Origin of the sequence: Rhodococcus sp. NPDC003318, assembly GCF_042879035.1 — a bacterium.
Taxonomy (GTDB): domain Bacteria; phylum Actinomycetota; class Actinomycetes; order Mycobacteriales; family Mycobacteriaceae; genus Rhodococcus_G.
The window spans coordinates 135,446-152,331 of the sequence record NZ_JBIAOU010000005.1; the positions used below are offsets into that span (position 1 = coordinate 135,446).

Genomic DNA, 16,886 nt, shown 5'->3' on the forward strand with positions numbered 1-16,886 from the left:
GGGGCCGCGGGGCCCCCCCCCCCCCGGGGGGGGGGGGGGGCCCCCCCCCCCCCCCCCCCCGCCCCCCCCCCCCCCCCCGGGGGGGGGGGGGGGGGGGCCCGGGGCGGGGGGGGGGGGGGGGGGGGGGGGGGGGGGGGCCCCCCCCACCCCCCACCACTGCGCGGAGCGCAGAAACGGCGCCCACCCCGGAGGGTGAGCGCCGTTCCAGTTGGTACAGCTAGATCATCTGGTGATCAGGAAATCACTTGATGATCTTCGTGACGCGACCGGCACCGACGGTGCGGCCACCCTCACGGATGGCGAACCGCAGGCCGTCGTCCATGGCGACCGGCTGGATCAGCTTGACGGTCATCTCGGTGTTGTCACCGGGCATGACCATCTCGGTGCCCTCGGGCAGGGTCACGACGCCCGTCACGTCCGTGGTACGGAAGTAGAACTGCGGGCGGTAGTTGTTGAAGAACGGGGTGTGGCGACCGCCCTCGTCCTTCGACAGGATGTACGCCTGGCCCTCGAACTCGGTGTGCGGGGTGGTGGTGCCGGGCTTGACCACAACCTGGCCACGCTCGACGTCCTCGCGCTTGATGCCGCGGACCAGCAGACCGACGTTGTCGCCCGCCTGGCCGGAGTCGAGCAGCTTGCGGAACATCTCGATACCCGTGACCGTGGTCTTGGTGGAGGTCTCCTTGATGCCGACGATCTCCACCTCCTCGTTCACGTTGATGATGCCGCGCTCGATACGACCGGTGACGACGGTGCCACGACCGGTGATGGTGAAGACGTCCTCGACGGGCATGAGGAACGGCTTGTCGGTCTCACGGACCGGGTCCGGGATGGAGTCGTCGACGGCCTGCATGAGGTCGAGGACCGACTGGCCCCACTTCTCGTCGCCCTCGAGCGCCTTCAGAGCGGAGACCGGCACGACCGGAGCGTTCTCGTCGAACTCCTGCGAAGCCAGCAGCTCGCGGACCTCCATCTCGACGAGCTCGAGGATTTCCTCGTCGTCGACCATGTCGGCCTTGTTCAGGGCGACGAGGATGTAGGGCACGCCGACCTGGCGGGCGAGCAGCACGTGCTCACGGGTCTGCGGCATCGGGCCGTCGGTGGCGGCCACGACCAGGATCGCGCCGTCCATCTGGGCGGCACCGGTGATCATGTTCTTGATGTAGTCGGCGTGACCCGGCGCGTCGACGTGCGCGTAGTGGCGCTTGTCGGTCTGGTACTCGACGTGGGAGATGTTGATCGTGATACCACGAGCCTTCTCCTCAGGCGCCTTGTCGATCTGATCGAAGGCCGAGGCCTCGTTCAGGTCCGGGTACTTGTCGTGCAGGACCTTGGTGATGGCCGCGGTCAGCGTCGTCTTGCCGTGGTCAACGTGACCGATGGTCCCGATGTTGACGTGCGGCTTCGTCCGCTCGAACTTCGCCTTCGCCACTTGATGGCCTCCTGTTGTGTTGCTTGCGATATGCAGCAGTGCGGTTTTTTTACTTGGTCGTGCTCAGCTGGTGAAAACTCGCCAGCGTCGTGCTCCCAGCTGGTGTTACTCGCCGGTCGCCTTGGCGATGATTTCCTTCGAGACGTTCGCGGGAACCTCTGCGTAGGAATCAAACACCATGGAGAAGTTCGCCCGACCCTGGGTCTTCGACCGAAGGTCACCGATGTAGCCGAACATCTCCGAGAGCGGAACCAGCGCCTTCACGACACGGGCACCACTGCGTTCCTCCATGGCCTGGATCTGGCCACGGCGGGAGTTGAGGTCGCCGATCACTTCACCCATGTAATCCTCGGGCGTGGTGACCTCGACGGCCATGAGGGGCTCGAGAATGACCGGGCCGGCCTTGCGGGCAGCTTCCTTGAGCGCCTGCGAACCGGCAACCTTGAAGGCCATTTCCGAGGAGTCGACGTCGTGGTACGCGCCGTCGAGCAGGGTCAGCTTCAGGTTCACCAGCGGGTAGCCGGCGAGCACGCCGTACTGCATGGCGTCCTGAGCACCGGCGTCGACGGAGGGGATGTACTCACGCGGAACGCGGCCACCGGAGACCTTGTTCTCGAACGCGTAGGACTCGCCGTCCTCACCGATGTACGGCTCGAGCGCGATGATCACCTTCGCGAACTGACCGGAACCACCGGTCTGCTTCTTGTGGGTGAACTCGTGCTTGTCGACCGTCTTGGTGATGGTCTCGCGGTACGCGACCTGCGGCTTGCCGACGTTGGCCTCGACCTTGAACTCGCGACGCATGCGGTCGACGAGGATGTCGAGGTGCAGCTCGCCCATGCCGCCGATGACAGTCTGGCCGGTCTCCTCGTCGAGTTCGACGGAGAAGGTCGGGTCCTCTTCGGCGAGCTTCTGGATCGCGGTGCCCAGCTTCTCCTGGTCGGACTTGGTCTTGGGCTCGATCGAGACCTGGATGACCGGGTCCGGGAAGCTCATCGACTCGAGAACGATCGGGGCGTCCTGCGCGCACAGGGTGTCACCGGTCGTGGTGTCCTTCAGACCGATCATCGCGTAGATGTGGCCCGCGACGGCCTCGTCGACCGGGTTCTCCTTGTTGGCGTGCATCTGGAAGAGCTTTCCGATGCGCTCCTTCTTGCCCTTGGTGGCGTTGAGCACCTGGGCACCCGGATCGATCCGGCCGGAGTAGACACGCACGAAGGTCAGCTTGCCGAAGAACGGGTGCGCCGCGATCTTGAAGGCCAGAGCCGAGAACGGCTCCTCCTTGCTCGGCTTGCGCGTGAGGTCTTCTTCCTCGTTGTTCAGCGCGTGACCGTGCACCTCACCGATGTCCAGCGGGTTCGGCAGGTAGTCGATGACCGCGTCGAGCATGGGCTGAACGCCCTTGTTCTTGAACGCGGAACCACACAGCACCGGGTAGAGCTCGGAGGCGACCGTCATCTTGCGGATGGCGCCCTTGATCTCCTCGATCGTGAGCTCTTCGCCGCCGAAGTACTTCTCCATCAGCGCTTCGTCGGACTCGGCGACGGTCTCGAGCAGCTTCTCGCGGTACTCGGCGGCCTTCTCGGCCAGATCCGCGGGGATCTCCTCGATGGTCGGCTCGGCACCGGTCGGCACGACGCCACGCCAGGTGATGGCGCGCATCTCGACGAGGTCGACGACGCCGTCGAAGTCGTCCTCGGCGCCGATCGGCAGCTGCAGGACGAGCGGCTTCGCACCGAGGCGGTCGATGATGGTCTGGACCGTGAAGTAGAAGTCCGCGCCCATCTTGTCCATCTTGTTGACGAAACAGATGCGCGGAACGTCGTACTTGGCGGCCTGACGCCACACCTGCTCCGACTGCGGCTCGACGCCTTCCTTGCCGTCGAACACCGCGACGGCGCCGTCGAGGACGCGCAGCGAGCGCTCGACCTCAACGGTGAAGTCGACGTGGCCGGGGGTGTCGATGATGTTGATCTGGTTCTTGTTCCAGAAGCAGGTCACGGCGGCAGACGTGATCGTGATGCCACGTTCCTTCTCCTGCTCCATCCAGTCCGTCGTCGACGCACCGTCGTGGGTCTCACCGATCTTGTAGTTCACACCGGTGTAGAAGAGGATGCGCTCGGTGGTGGTGGTCTTACCGGCGTCGATGTGCGCCATGATGCCGATGTTGCGGACCTTGTTCAGGTCGGTCAGCACTTCCTGTGCCACAGGATTCTTCCCCGCTCGTAGCTTGGTGTCGGCCCTACCGGACCACGTTTTCTTGTATTCGCAGCCGGCCCTGTCGGGCCCGACACTGCAGTGACGACGCCCGGGCGGCACCTGTACCAGGTGCCGCCCGGCGTCGAATCACCAGCGGTAGTGCGCGAACGCCTTGTTGGCCTCGGCCATCTTGTGGGTGTCCTCGCGACGCTTGACGGACGCGCCCAGGCCGTTGCTGGCATCCAGCAACTCGTTGGCCAGACGCTCGACCATCGTCTTCTCACGGCGCTGCCGCGAGAAGGTCACCAGCCAACGCAGCGCGAGGGTGGTGGAGCGACCCGGGCGAACCTCGACCGGCACCTGGTAGGTGGCGCCACCGACGCGGCGGCTGCGGACCTCGAGGGCGGGCTTGACGTTGTCCAGCGCGCGCTTGAGGGTGACGACCGGGTCGGTGCCGGTCTTCTCCCGCGCCTGCTCGAGGGCACCGTAGACGATGCGCTCGGCAGTGGACTTCTTGCCGTCCAGCAGGATCTTGTTGACGAGCTGGGTGACCAGCGGCGAACCGTAGACCGGATCCGCGACGAGCGGCCGCTTGGGAGCGGGACCCTTACGAGGCATCAGCCCTTCTCCTTCTTCGCGCCGTAGCGGCTACGAGCCTGCTTGCGGTTCTTGACACCCTGGGTGTCGAGCGAGCCGCGGATGATCTTGTAGCGAACACCCGGGAGGTCCTTCACACGACCGCCGCGGACGAGCACCATCGAGTGCTCCTGCAGGTTGTGGCCCTCACCGGGGATGTACGCGGTGACCTCGACAGAGCTGGTCAGGCGCACACGGGCGACCTTACGCAGCGCGGAGTTCGGCTTCTTCGGGGTCGTGGTGTACACGCGGGTGCACACGCCACGACGCTGCGGGCTTCCCTTCAGTGCAGCGGTCTTCTGCTTCGACGGCTTGTCGCGCCGTCCCTTGCGGACCAGCTGGTTGATGGTTGGCATATACCGGCTTTCTTGGTTTTCGCCGGTTCTCCCCACCGGGGGGAACGCGGCTGTTGTGTTTTCAGGGATCTAGCAGTTGGAGCAAGAAAACGCTGCTCCTCACCCATTCCTCGACCACGAGGTCGGGCGTGTCGCATACCCCCACACAGGCAGCCGGATGCTCGCAACTCACATCGTTCGACGTGGCAGCGCGCGCGGCTTTACCTCGCTAGGCACACAAATCGGCCCGGGAAGTCCAGGCACGACCCACAACGATACCCGGCCGCGAGCCGCGCGGTCAAAGCGACGTCGCACACCCGCCCGGCGCCCGGCCACCGGCCCGCAGCGGCTCGGCGGACGGGCCCGCGCGGACTCAGCCGAGGGCCGGGTGGGCCGTCGCCGAGGACCGCCCGGCGAGCGCGATCTCCAGCTGGCCGGCCCAGCTCGAGACGACCTCCGCGCGGCGGCGCGAGTCGTCGGTCAGGACGTCGGCCAGCCCGAGGCCACGCGCCAGGTCGAGGGTGGCCTGAACCAGCGCACGCACCGCCGGATCCGAGCCGTCCACGCCGAGCTGGTCGACCGCCATCCGGTGGGCGGTGCGTCCGAACCGGTCCTCCAGCGGCAGGATCCGCTCCCGCAGTGCCGGATCCGACGCGGCCGCCGTCCACACCTGCAGCGCCGCCTTGAACAGCGTCCCGCTGTAGTAGTCGACGAGACGCGCCACGACCGCGGCCGTGCGCCCCGGCCCCTCCGGTAACTTCCCCGCTTCGTCCCGCGCCATCTGCATCCGGGTGTCGAACATGTACTCGAGCGCGGCGGTGATCAGTTCCTCCCGGGTGGGGAAGTGATGCTGGGCCGCGCCGCGGGAGACACCGGCCCGTTGCGCCACCACCCCGACCGTCGTCGCGGCCCAGCCCTGCTCGGCGAGGCAGTCGATGGTCGCCTCGAGCAGCCTCTGCCGAGTCAGCCGGCTGCGATCCTGCTGCGGTTCACGCATCGGTTATGCCACCTCTCACACCGCGCCTCACGTAACAGTGAGGAAAACAGCACGTTGCAGGTTTCGGATCACATTGCAATCACAAATTGGGTTCGGTACGAAAGAGATGGCTCCTAGAGGGGGGCCAACCGTTGTATGACCGTTACATAAACAATAGGAGCACCGCATGACCGCCGACGATCTCGCCAACATCATCGACGCGATCCAGAAGGTCGCCGATTTCACCAGCGCTGTCAGCGACTTCGCCGGAGCGATCGCCTTCTTCAGCGGATCCGCGGGTGACCTCGCCGGCATCGCATGACGCAGGCTTGAACAACCGGAACCCGCGCCCCGCAACGGGGCGCGGGTTCCGTCCTTTTCCGGGACCCGAGCATGTCCGGGCCCCGAGCATTTCCGGGGCCACGAATCCCGCGTCACCGCGCCGGCGCCCACCACGGTGGTCGCCGCTGCAGGAACGCCGTCATCCCCTCGAGTGCCTCGGCCGAACCGAACAACCGCGCCGACTGCGCCGCGACCTCGTCGCCGTACCGATCGAAATCCGCCAGCATCCGCGCGGTCGTCAGCTTCTTCGACTCGGCCAGCCCCTGCGGGGATGCACGCGCCAACTCCCCGAGCCACGCGGCCACGGTCGCGTCGGCGTCCGCGGCCGCGGTCGTGATCAGCCCCATCGCCTCCGCCTCGGCGGGCCCGAATCGTTCGCCGGTGAGGAAGTAGCGACCGGCCGCCCGTGACGACATCCGGGGCAGCACCGTCAGCGAGATGATCGACGCGGCCAGCCCCAACCGCGACTCGGTCAGCGCGAACGAACTCGCCGGGCCCGCCGCCGCCAGGTCGCACGCCCCGACCAGACCCATCCCGCCCGCCCGGACGTGCCCGTCCACCTTCGCCACGATCGGCTTCGGCAGTTCCAGGAACGCCCGGAGCAACTCGGTCATCTGTGCGGTGCGGCCCGCGGCGAGCGACGCCGGGTCCGCGTCCGTCGCCCCGCTCGCCTCCGACAGATCGGCGCCGGCGCAGAACGTGCTCCCCGTGTGGGTGAGGACGACGGCCCGGACCGCGTCGTCGGCGGCCGCGTCCGCCAACGCCTCCCGCAGCTCGCCGACCAACCGCGACGAGATGGCGTTGCGGTTGTGCGGCGAGTCCAGCGTCAGCGTGACGAAGCCGCCCGACACCTCGGATCGGACGTACCGATCGGGGTCCATCAGTACGACCTCGGTAGGCCCAGTGAGTGCTGGGAGACGAAGTTGAGGATCATCTCGCGGCTCACCGGCGCGATCCGGGCGATGCGCGCGGCACCGAGCATCGCGGCGAGGCCGTACTCCTTGGTCAGGCCGCCCCCACCGTGCGTCTGGATCGCCTGGTCGAGTGTCTTGATGCTGGCCTCGGCGGCCGCGTACTTGGCCATGTTCGCCGCCTCCGCGGCACCGAAGTCGTCGCCGCTGTCGTAGAGGGTGGCGGCCTTCTGCATCATCAGCTTGGCGAGCTCGAGTTCGATCTTGCACTGCGCCAACGGGTGCGCGACGCCCTGGTGGGCGCCGATCGGGGTCTTCCACACGGTGCGCTCGGTGGCGTACTTCGTCGCCGCGTCCAACGCGTAGCGGCCCATTCCGACGGCCATCGCGGCGCCGAGGATGCGCTCGGGGTTCAGCCCGGCGAACAGCTGCATCAGCGCGGCGTCCTCGGAGCCGACCAGGGCGTCGGCAGGCAGCCGAACGTCGTCGAGGAAGAGGGTGAACTGGGTGTCCGGTTCGACGATGTCCATCTCCATCGGCGTCCGGACGAAGTTCTCGGCGTCGGTCGGGACGATGAACAGCGCCGGCTTCAGCGTGCCCGACCGGTGGTCCTCGGTACGCGCCACGATCAGCACCGCGTCGGCCTGGTCGACGCCGGAGATGAAGATCTTGTTCCCCCGCAGGATCCAGTCGTCCCCGTCGCGGCGGGCGGTCGTGGTGATCTGGTGCGAGTTGGATCCGGCGTCGGGCTCGGTGATGCCGAACGCCATGATCCTGCTGCCGTCGGCGAGGCCCGGCAGCCACGCGCGTTTCTGGTCGTCGGTGCCGTACTTGCCGATGATCGTCCCGCAGATCGCCGGCGACACCACCACGAGCAGCAGCCCCGCCCCCTGGGCGGCCAATTCCTCCTGGACCAGGGCCAGCTCGTAGATGCCCGCCCCGCCGCCGCCGTACTGCTCCGGCAGGTTGACGCCGAGGAACCCGAGTTTGCCCGCCTCGTTCCACAATTCGGTGAGCGGCTCGCCCTTGCGTGCCTTCGGGAGCACGTAGTCGACGTGGTTGTAGCGCCGCGCGAGGCTCGCGACGGCGGAGCGCAGTTCCTTCTGCTCGTCGGTCTCGATGAAACTCATCGGCTCACTCCCTGCTCGGTGTCGGTTCGATGTCCGTGTGACGGTTCGGTGTCCACGACGGCCAGGACCTGCCCGACGTCGACCTGCACGCCCACGGCGACGTTCAGTTCGGTGACCACACCGTCGGCGGGAGCCGCGACGGTGTGCTCCATCTTCATGGCCTCGAGCCACAGGATCGGGGCCCCCGCAACGACCCGGTCCCCGACCGCGGCGCCGAGTCGGACGACGGTTCCGGGCATCGGGGCGAGCAGCGATCCGGCGGCGACGGCGGTCGCCGGGTCGACGAATCGGGGCACCGCCCGGAAGGTGCTGGGGCCGAGCGGGGAGTCGACGCAGACCAGGTCGCCGTACCGCGCCACCTCGAAGCGGCGGGTGAGCCCACCGACGGTGAGTACGACCTCGTCCGCGGTCGCGGACACCAGGTCGACGTCGGCGACGGCCGTCGTGTCGAGGATCCCGCCGCGACGGAACAGGTAGTCGACTTCGTGTGTGGCCCGGGCACTGCCGTACACCTTGCGCTGCGGCTGCGAGGTGACGTTGCGCCAGCCGCTCGGCAGTGCGCCGTCGACCTTCGCGGATCGACGGTGGGCCACGGACTGCGCGAGCGCAGCCGCGAGCGCGGCGGTGCGTTCGGATTCGGGCGCGGTGATCGGGGCGGCGAGCGCCTCGAGCCCGTGCCGGTCGAAGAACGCGGTGTCGGTGGCGCCGGCCAGGAAAGCGGGGTGACGCAGCACGTTCACGAGCAGGTCGCGGTTGGTGACGAGGCCGTGGATCTTCGCCCTGGTCAACGCGGCGGCGAGCCGGCTCGCGGCGCCCTGCCGGGTCGGCGCCCACGCGATGAGCTTCGCGAGCATCGGGTCGTAGAACACCCCGACCACCGACCCGTCGACGATGCCGGAGTCGAGCCGGAGCCCGCGCGGCGCCGAGGGGACGCCGAATTCGGTGTCGACGCCGGGGATCTCGATGCGGTGCACGGTGCCGGACTGCGGCTGCCAGTCCTGCGCTGGATCCTCCGCGTACAGCCGGACCTCGATCGCGTGACCGTTCGCGTCGGGCGGCCGGACGCCGAGCGCGGCGCCCTGCGCCATCTGGAACTGCAGCTCGACCAGGTCGAGTCCGGTGGTGAGTTCGGTGACCGGGTGCTCGACCTGCAGGCGGGTGTTCATCTCCAGGAAGTAGAAGCCGCCGTCGGAGTCGGCCAGGAACTCCACGGTGCCCGCACCGACGTATCCGATCGCGGCGGCAGCGTCGACCGCCGCCCGGAACAGCTTGCCGCGCATGCCGTTTCCGGCGGACTCGAGACGCTCCACCAGCGGCGAGGGCGCCTCCTCGACGACCTTCTGGTGTCTGCGCTGGATCGAGCACTCGCGCTCTCCGACCGCCCACACCGTGCCGTGGACGTCGGCCATCACCTGCACCTCGATGTGCCTGCCGGTCTCGAGGTACCGCTCGCAGAACACCGTCGGATCACCGAATGCCGACAGCGCCTCGGCCTGTGCGCCCTCGAGCTGAGCCGGCAGCTCCGCGAGGCTCCGCACCACGCGCATGCCGCGTCCCCCGCCGCCCGCGGACGCCTTGATCAGTACCGGCAGGTCGGCCTCGGTGACGCGGTCGGGGTCCAGCTCGGCGAGAACGGGCACACCGGCCGCGGCCATCATCTTCTTGGACTCGACCTTCGAGCCCATCAGCTCGATCGCCTTCACGGGCGGGCCGATCCACGTCAGTCCCGCGTCCTGGACTGCCTTGGCGAATTCCGCGTTCTCGGAGAGGAATCCGTAACCCGGGTGGATCGCGTCGGCCCCGGCGGCGAGGGCCGCGTCGACGATAGTGGCGCCACGCAGGTACGTCTCGGCGGCGGTGTTGCCGGGCAACCGCACCGCGACGTCGGCGTCCCTCACATGCGGGGCGGCGGCGTCCGCGTCGGAGTGGACGGCGACGGTGGTCAGGCCCGCCGTCCGGGCGCTGGCGAAGACCCGGCGGGCGATTTCGCCGCGGTTCGCGACCAGGACCGAGGTGATCGCATTCGGTGCGACAGTCACGATGGGCTCACATTCTGAAGACACCGAAGTTCTCGGTGCCTTCGATCGGGGCGGTGGCGATCGCCGAGAGACAGAGACCCAGCACGGTGCGCGTGTCGCGGGGGTCGATGATGCCGTCGTCGTAGACCCGGCCGGACAGGAACATCGGCAGCGACTCGGCCTCGATCTGGGCCTCGACCATCGCCCGCATACCCCTGTCGGCCTCCTCGTCGAACGGGGCCCCCTTCGCGGCGGCACTGGCACGGGCCACGATCGAGATGACGCCGGCGAGCTGGGCCGGGCCCATCACCGCCGACTTCGCACTCGGCCAGGCGAACAGGAACCGGGGATCGTAGGCGCGCCCGCACATGCCGTAGTGGCCCGCGCCGTACGAGGCGCCCATCAGGATCGAGATGTGCGGGACCGTCGAGTTCGACACCGCGTTGATCATCAGCGCGCCGTGTTTGATGATCCCGCCCTGCTCGTACTCCTTCCCGACCATGTAGCCGGTTGTGTTGTGCAGGAAGATCAGCGGGGTGTCGGCCCGGTTGGCGAGTTGGATGAACTGCGCGGCCTTCTGCGCCTCCTCCGAGAACAGCACCCCGCGCGCGTTCGCGAGGATGCCGACCGGGTAGCCGTGCAGTTCCGCCCAGCCGGTGACGAGCGAGCTGCCGTACAGGGGCTTGAACTCGTCGAAGTCGGATCCGTCGACGATCCGGGCGATCACCTCCCGCGGATCGAACGGAACCTTGAGGTCGGTGGGCACGATCCCGAGCAGATCCTCGGCGTCGAAGAGCGGCTCGGTCACGTCCGCGCGCGGAGCGGGCCCCTGCTTGCGCCAGTTGAGCCGCTTGACGATGTTGCGGCCGATGCGGATGGCGTCGTACTCGTCCTGGGCGTAGTAGTCGGCGAGACCGGAGGTGCGGGCGTGCACCTCGGCGCCGCCGAGCGACTCGTCGTCGGACTCCTCGCCGGTGGCCATCTTCACCAGCGGAGGTCCGCCGAGGAACACCTTGGACCGTTCCTTGATCATCACCACGTGATCGGACATGCCGGGGATGTAGGCGCCGCCCGCGGTGGAGTTTCCGAAGACCAGTGCGACGGTGGGGATACCGGCCGCCGACGCGCGCGTCAGGTCGCGGAACATCCGGCCGCCCGGGATGAAGACCTCCTTCTGGGTGGGCAGGTCCGCTCCGCCCGACTCCACCAGGGAGATCAGCGGAAGCCGGTTCTGCTCGACGATCTCGTTGATCCGGAAACTCTTCTTGATCGTCCACGGGTTGCTGGCGCCGCCGCGGGAGGTCGGGTCGTTCGCGACGATCATGCACTCGACGCCCTCGACCACGCCGATGCCCGTGACCACGTTCGCCCCGACCGGGAACTCACTGCCCCACGCCGCGAGCGTGCACAGTTCCAGGAACGGCGAGTCCTCGTCGACGAGCAGTTCGATCCGTTCCCTGGCGAGGAGCTTGCCGCGTCCCCGGTGCCGGGCCACCGCCTTCTCCCCGCCGCCGGCGAGTGCCCTGTCCCACTCCGCCTGGATCTCGGCGAGCTTGGTCTGCATCGACTCCGCGGCGGCGACGAAGCCCTCGCCGGCGGTGTCGAGTGTCGATCCGATCTGTGTCATCGTGTGCCACCCCACTTGTCAGGAATCTCGTCGGTCACGCTTGGAACCCCAGGACCTTTGCGGCCAGGGAGGTCAGGATCTCGTTCGTGCCTCCGCCGATGCCGAGGATCCGCATGTCGCGGTACTGGCGTTCGACCTCGCTCTCGCGCATGTAGCCGAGCCCGCCGAACAGCTGCACCGCCTCGTGTGCCACCCACTCCCCGGCCTCGACCGCGGTGTTCTTCGCGAAACACACTTCGGCGAGGAGGTTGTCGTCCCCGGCGGTGTACCGTTCCGCCACCGAGCGGGTGTACACGCGGGCGACATCGACCTTGCGGGCCATCTCCGACAGCGTGTTCTGCACGGACTGCCTGCTGATCAGCGGCCGACCGAACGTCTCGCGGTCGCGGCACCAGTCGACGGTGAGGTCGAGGCAGCGCTGGGCACTCGAGTACGCCTGCGCGGCGAGTGCGACCCGCTCCGTCACGAAGGCCTGCGCGATCTGGGCGAAGCCGGTGTTCTCGGCCCCGACCAGGTTCGCGGCGGGAACCCGGCAGTCCACGAACGACAGTTCCGCGGTGTCGGAGGCCAGCCACCCCATCTTCTCGAGCTTGCGGGAGACGGTGAATCCCGGTGTCCCCTTCTCGATCACGAGCAGCGACACCCCGCCTGCGCCCTCGCCGCCGGTGCGGACCGCGGTCACGACGAAGTCGGCGCGACATCCGGAGGTGATGAACGTCTTGGCGCCGCTGACGATGTAGTCGTCACCGTCGCGCACGGCCCGGGTGGTCAGGTGCCCGACGTCGGAGCCCCCACCTGGTTCGGTGATCGCGAGCGAGCCGATCAGCTCACCGGCCAGCGTCGGTCGCACCCACCGTTCGATCTGCTCGGGTTCGCCGGCAGCCACCAGGTGCGGCAACGCGATCCCGCCGGTGAACAGGGAGGCGAACAGCCCTCCCGAACAGCCGGCGTAGTGCATCTCCTCGCACACCACGACCGCGTCGATCGGCTCACCGTCACCGCCCCCGACGGATTCAGGGAAGGAGACTCCGAGGAGTCCGAGTTCGCCTGCGCGCCGGTGCAGTTCGCGGGGAATCTCCCCGGACCGCTCCCAGTCGTCCTGGTGCGGCAGGACGTCCTTGTCCACGAAACGGCGCACCGTCTCGCGCAGTTCGCGGCGTTCGGGGGTGTTCCAGGCGTCGGTCACGATGCGGCCTCCCGGAGTACGGTGTCGGTGGTGGTCGGTTCGAGCAGTGCGCCGGGAATCGGCAGGTGCCGCGACCGGAGCCACTCGGCCAGACCCTTGGCCTGCGGGTCGAACCGGGCGTTGTAGGCGACGCCCTTGCCGAGGATGCCCTCGATCACGAAGTTCACGGCACGCAGCTGCGGAAGCAGGGTCCGGGTGATCGGCAACGTCGCGGCCTCGGGCAGCAGTCGCCGGATCTCGTCGACGGTGAGAGCGTGTGCGAGCCAACGCCACTGCTCGTCCGTGCGCACCCAGACACCGATGTTCGCGTTGCCGCCCTTGTCGCCGCTGCGAGCCGCGGCCAGGGTGCCGAGCGGCAGGTCCCTGCAGTCCCCCGCGGGCAGCGCGGTCGGCAGCTCCGGGTCGTCGACGGCGGTCAGTGGACGCGTGTCCTCGGCGGGCGCGATGTCCACCCGGGTGCCGTCCGGCAGCACCGCTGTGTGCGGAACCTGGTCGGCGTCGACGTAACCCGGCGTGTAGACGCCGTACGCCGAGCCGTTGCCCGGCATCGACAGGAAGGTGCAACCCGGGTAGCTGGCGAGCGCGAGTTCGACGGCAACGTTCGAGAACGCACGGCCGACCGTGTTCGGGTCCGCGTCCCGCACGATGCAGCGCAGGATCGCGCTCGCCTGCTCCTCGGTCTCGGCGTTCGGGCGATCGAGGCGCGCGAGGTCCCACGTCAACTCCGCCGGGCGTACGGGAAGCCAGGACTCGAGCTGGCTGCGGGCGAGGTCGGCTTTGGCGTCGATGTCGAGTCCGGTGAGCACGAACGCCATCTCGTTGCGGAAGCCGCCGAGGGTGGTCAGCGAGACCTTCAGCCGCGGTGGCGGCGCCTCACCGCGCACCCCGGCGATCTCGACCCGGTCGGGCCCCTGCTGGGTGAGTCGGACCGTGTCGAGTCGCGTGGTGACGTCGGGGCCGGCGTACCGCGCGTCCTGGATCTCGTACATCAGCTGCGCGGTGACGGTGTCGACGGTGACGGCGCCGCCGGTGCCCTCGTGTTTCGTGATCACCGACGAGCCGTCCTCGCGGATCTCGGCGATCGGGAATCCCGGGCGGGTGAGGTCGGGGATCTCGGTGAAGAACGCGAAGTTGCCGCCCGTGGCCTGGGTGCCGCACTCGACCACGTGTCCGGCCACGACCGCTCCCGCGAGCCGGTCGTAGTCGGTGCGCTGCCAACCGAAGTGGTGCGCGGCGGGGCCGACGACCAGCGAGGCGTCGGTGACCCGGCCGGTGACGACGACGTCCGCGCCTGCGCCCAGGCATTCCGCGATGCCCCACCCACCGAGGTAGGCGTTCGCGGTCAGCGGCGCGCCCAGACCGAGTTCGCCTGCGCGCGAGGTCAGGTCGTCGCCGTCGACGTACGCGCACGCCGCCGACAGCCCGAGCCGGTCCGCCAGGTCACGGAGCCTGGCCGTCAGTCCGGCGGGGTTGAGCCCGCCCGCGTTGACGACGATCTTCACGCCGCGATCGAGGGCGAGGCCGAGGCCGTCCTCCATCTGCCGCAGGAAGGTCTTGGCGTAACCGAGATCCGGGTCCTTCATCCGGTCCTTGCCGAGGATGAGCATCGTCAGCTCGGCCAGGTAGTCGCCGGTCAGGTAGTCCAGATCGCCGCCGGTGAGCATCTCGCGGACGGCCGACCCGCGGTCGCCGTAGAAGCCGGAGCAGTTGCCGATCCGGATCGACTGGATTGGTGTCACCCGTCCGCCTTCCGTGTCCGCCCGGCGCCGGGTAGCCCGGCGAAGGCCTGGGCGATGCCCAACCAGGTGTCGGCATCCGGCCCGACCGCCGTCAGCGCGAGGTCGTCGCGGTGGGCACGCTGCGTGACGAGCAGGCAGAAGTCGTGCGCCGGACCGGTCACCCGCTGCGCGGCGTCCGGCGGCCCCCACGCCCACGTGTCACCGTCCGGCGCCACGAGTTCGACGCGGAACTGCTCGGTCGGCGGGGTGAGCTGGTGGACGGTGTAGGCGAAGTCGCGGGTACGAACGCCGAGGTGCGCGATCGACCGCAGTCGGGCGGTCGGTGCCGGCTCGACACCGAGCGCCGCCGCGACGTCCTGGCCGTGGGCCCACGTCTCCATCAGGCGTGCGGTCGCCATCGACATCGCGCTCATCGGCGGCCCGTACCACGGCAGCTTGACGCCGGAGGGAACTGCCGCGAGTGCGCGGGCGAGCGCGTCGCGCCCGGTCCGCCAGTCCGCGAGCAGCGCACCGGGCGGTCGGGCGGCCTCGGCCTCCGCGCCGGCGTCCACGAACCCCGCCGGGTTCCCCCAGGCCGCCGCCAGCGACTGCGTGAACGCGGCCGGGTCCGTCACGGACAGCAGCGCGGCCCTGTCGGTCCACGCGAGGTGGCCGATCTGGTGGGCGATGCTCCAGCCGGGCGCGGCGGTGGGGGTGCGCCAGCGCTCGGGCTCGAGGTCGGCGACCAGCGCATCCAGTACGTCACCCTCGGCCCTCAGGTCGGCCGTCACGCTCTCCAAGTCCGCCATCGCTCTCCCTCCGGTACCACGATGTGTCCAGCATCACCCCACGTCAATAAAAAAGCAAGCACGCTTGCTTGTTATTGGTCGATCGCCCATCGCCCGGAAGGTCCGGCACCTTCGCGAAACACGTTGCGTGTCAATGATGTTGAACGCTACGTCCGATGAGCGAAAAGCGGGTACGGACGACGTCGAGGCGAGGTAGAACGGATGCCTGCCCTCCCGGGCACCGGCCCTCCCCGTGTCCTGACGAAGGAGCCCCCCATGCCCTTCCTGCCCGACCTCGGCAGCGTTCTCGCGGCACTACTCGCACCCACCATCCCCGGCGGCATCGCCGTAGCAGCATGATCGGATTGCCAGGTAGCAGCGTCGATTTCGGATTCCCGTCCGGCAGTGTCGACGTCGGCCTCCCCGGATCCTGACCCGAAGGGCGGCGGTCGGCCCTCCCCGGAGCGGAACGCTCGACGCGCCTGCCGTCCACCGAAGAGACCGGACCACCTACAGAAGGTGAACAGTCCGACGAAAGTGTGGTCACGGACAGGTCACGTCGGGTAGAACATACGCGAACGCCGCCGGGGCGTGTCCATGCAGTACGAACAGGAGTTCCCATGACCTCGTCCGAAATCTCCAGCCTCTTCACCGCTCTCGCCACCGTGTTCAACCTTCTCGGCAACCTCTCCGGTTCGTCGGACAGCCTGTCGGCCTAGTCGCAGCGAGCTCCCGCACAGCCGCGGGACCACCCGATCTTCGGGTGGTCCCGCGGCTGTGTGCATTCTCCTTCCACATCAACGGTTTTCACTGACATCGATCAGCCGTTTTCACGCGACGTCCGGTTCCGGTGGGGTAGAACGGACGCGCGTCGCACACGTACGCACCCTGGCGACGCCGCCGTTCGGGCGCACACCTCCCACACCGTCAGGAGCCCACATGGGATCGATCGAAACCCTGCCCGTCGAGCTGGCCGGGCGCCCGCTCGCCCTCGCGCCTGTCAACGACCTCGTCGTCGGCAGCGACACCGGCGATCACTTGGTCGGCAGCACCTTTCCCTGACCGCACCCGCGGCTGCGGGAGACCCGCCGACCCGACGCCGTCATCCGGCCAGCCGGGGAACGACGACGTCGCGCGAGGGGACCGCTCCCCCGTCGAGGTCCCGCAGGAGACGATCCGCCCAGTCGAGCAGGCCGGCGACGGCGAGTCCGTGCGGCGGCTGCGCGGCGTAGGGCCGGATCCGCTCCCGGCCACGCTCGAGCAGCGAGCGAGCGCCCGCACGGTTGCCGCGGAGCAGATGCGTCAGCCCGACCGCCAGCTGAGCCAGTCCCTGCCACAGCGGACGTTCGGCGTCCGGTGCCGACTTCCACGCATCCTCGAGCACCTCGTGCGCATGGAACGGCAGGGTGTCGTCGAGGAGCCGCTGCGCCAGCGCGATGGTCTCCGCCGGAGTGCGCACAACACCCTCGGGTGCGCGGGGCACTCCGGCCGCGCCGCGCGGCAAGGGCCGCCCCAGACCGTCGCGGGGCCGTGCGTTGCGCGGTCGGCCCCGCGCGTCGCGTTCCCGGGGCGTCCGATCCACCGATTC

At 68.9% G+C, this 16,886-nt stretch carries 16 protein-coding genes and 1 pseudogene; 3 read left to right on the forward strand and 14 right to left on the reverse strand.

The features are described from left to right. The 6 genes and pseudogenes from ACFYVR_RS11505 to ACFYVR_RS11530 all read right to left on the reverse strand — a co-directional run. Positions 1 to 164: pseudogene (locus ACFYVR_RS11505) on the reverse strand (hypothetical protein); the annotation flags it as partial. A 77-nt stretch (positions 165 to 241) separates the two neighbouring features. Beyond that, positions 242 to 1,432: an elongation factor Tu gene (gene tuf, locus ACFYVR_RS11510; RefSeq protein ID WP_387472877.1), complete on the reverse strand. Its 1,191-nt coding sequence runs from the start codon at positions 1,430 to 1,432 to the stop codon at positions 242 to 244. Positions 1,433 to 1,537: 105 nt separating this feature from the next. Further along, positions 1,538 to 3,640, reverse strand: coding sequence for an elongation factor G (gene fusA, locus ACFYVR_RS11515; RefSeq protein WP_387472879.1), 2,103 nt, complete (start codon positions 3,638 to 3,640; stop codon positions 1,538 to 1,540). A gap of 138 nt (positions 3,641 to 3,778) precedes the next feature. Next, positions 3,779 to 4,249, reverse strand: a complete 471-nt coding sequence (gene rpsG, locus ACFYVR_RS11520) for a 30S ribosomal protein S7 (protein ID WP_345349758.1) — start codon at positions 4,247 to 4,249, stop codon at positions 3,779 to 3,781. Next, complete coding sequence (rpsL, locus tag ACFYVR_RS11525; protein WP_345349761.1) at positions 4,249 to 4,623, reverse strand: 30S ribosomal protein S12; 375 nt, start codon at positions 4,621 to 4,623, stop codon at positions 4,249 to 4,251. The genes rpsG and rpsL overlap by 1 nt, the downstream gene beginning before the upstream one ends. A 352-nt stretch (positions 4,624 to 4,975) precedes the next feature. After that, entirely contained in the window at positions 4,976 to 5,599 is a 624-nt protein-coding gene (locus ACFYVR_RS11530) for a TetR/AcrR family transcriptional regulator (RefSeq protein ID WP_387472882.1), read from the reverse strand. Between the two features lie 166 nt (positions 5,600 to 5,765). On the opposite strand from ACFYVR_RS11530, the gene ACFYVR_RS11535 reads away from it, so the two are divergent. Beyond that, complete coding sequence (locus ACFYVR_RS11535; RefSeq protein ID WP_387472884.1) at positions 5,766 to 5,900, forward strand: hypothetical protein; 135 nt, start codon at positions 5,766 to 5,768, stop codon at positions 5,898 to 5,900. Positions 5,901 to 6,012: 112 nt separating this feature from the next. Here the strand turns inward: ACFYVR_RS11535 and ACFYVR_RS11540 are convergent, their stop codons facing one another. Genes ACFYVR_RS11540 through ACFYVR_RS11570 form a run of 7 tightly spaced genes read right to left on the reverse strand, consistent with a single transcriptional unit; the run spans position 6,013 to position 15,319 of the window. Further along, the gene (locus ACFYVR_RS11540) at positions 6,013 to 6,801 is read right to left on the reverse strand and encodes an enoyl-CoA hydratase family protein (RefSeq protein WP_387472886.1); all 789 of its coding nucleotides are present in this window, start codon (positions 6,799 to 6,801) and stop codon (positions 6,013 to 6,015) included. Beyond that, the gene (locus ACFYVR_RS11545) at positions 6,801 to 7,961 is read right to left on the reverse strand and encodes an acyl-CoA dehydrogenase family protein (protein WP_387472887.1); all 1,161 of its coding nucleotides are present in this window, start codon (positions 7,959 to 7,961) and stop codon (positions 6,801 to 6,803) included. Before ACFYVR_RS11545 ends, ACFYVR_RS11540 begins: the two co-directional genes overlap by 1 nt. After that, positions 7,958 to 10,000: a biotin carboxylase N-terminal domain-containing protein gene (locus tag ACFYVR_RS11550; protein WP_387472888.1), complete on the reverse strand. Its 2,043-nt coding sequence runs from the start codon at positions 9,998 to 10,000 to the stop codon at positions 7,958 to 7,960. Before ACFYVR_RS11550 ends, ACFYVR_RS11545 begins: the two co-directional genes overlap by 4 nt. Before the next feature lie 7 nt (positions 10,001 to 10,007). Next, positions 10,008 to 11,606 (reverse strand): acyl-CoA carboxylase subunit beta, encoded by a 1,599-nt coding sequence (locus ACFYVR_RS11555; RefSeq protein WP_387472889.1) that lies wholly within the window; start codon positions 11,604 to 11,606, stop codon positions 10,008 to 10,010. Positions 11,607 to 11,640: 34 nt separating this feature from the next. Beyond that, complete coding sequence (locus ACFYVR_RS11560; RefSeq protein WP_387472891.1) at positions 11,641 to 12,792, reverse strand: acyl-CoA dehydrogenase family protein; 1,152 nt, start codon at positions 12,790 to 12,792, stop codon at positions 11,641 to 11,643. After that, entirely contained in the window at positions 12,789 to 14,522 is a 1,734-nt protein-coding gene (locus ACFYVR_RS11565; RefSeq protein ID WP_387473127.1) for an acyclic terpene utilization AtuA family protein, read from the reverse strand. Before ACFYVR_RS11565 ends, ACFYVR_RS11560 begins: the two co-directional genes overlap by 4 nt. 5 nt (positions 14,523 to 14,527) lie before the next feature. After that, the gene (locus tag ACFYVR_RS11570; protein ID WP_387472893.1) at positions 14,528 to 15,319 is read right to left on the reverse strand and encodes a TIGR03084 family metal-binding protein; all 792 of its coding nucleotides are present in this window, start codon (positions 15,317 to 15,319) and stop codon (positions 14,528 to 14,530) included. 201 nt (positions 15,320 to 15,520) lie between these two features. Between ACFYVR_RS11570 and ACFYVR_RS11575 the strand changes: the two genes are divergently transcribed. Both ACFYVR_RS11575 and ACFYVR_RS11580 read left to right on the forward strand, forming a co-directional pair. Beyond that, entirely contained in the window at positions 15,521 to 15,658 is a 138-nt protein-coding gene (locus tag ACFYVR_RS11575) for a hypothetical protein (RefSeq protein ID WP_387472895.1), read from the forward strand. Positions 15,659 to 16,237: 579 nt separating this feature from the next. Continuing rightward, positions 16,238 to 16,360, forward strand: coding sequence for a hypothetical protein (locus tag ACFYVR_RS11580; RefSeq protein WP_387472897.1), 123 nt, complete (start codon positions 16,238 to 16,240; stop codon positions 16,358 to 16,360). A 40-nt stretch (positions 16,361 to 16,400) separates the two neighbouring features. On the opposite strand, the gene ACFYVR_RS11585 is transcribed toward ACFYVR_RS11580, so the two are convergent. Further along, positions 16,401 to 16,880, reverse strand: coding sequence for a DUF309 domain-containing protein (locus ACFYVR_RS11585; RefSeq protein ID WP_387472899.1), 480 nt, complete (start codon positions 16,878 to 16,880; stop codon positions 16,401 to 16,403). Positions 16,881 to 16,886 lie beyond the last annotated feature (6 nt).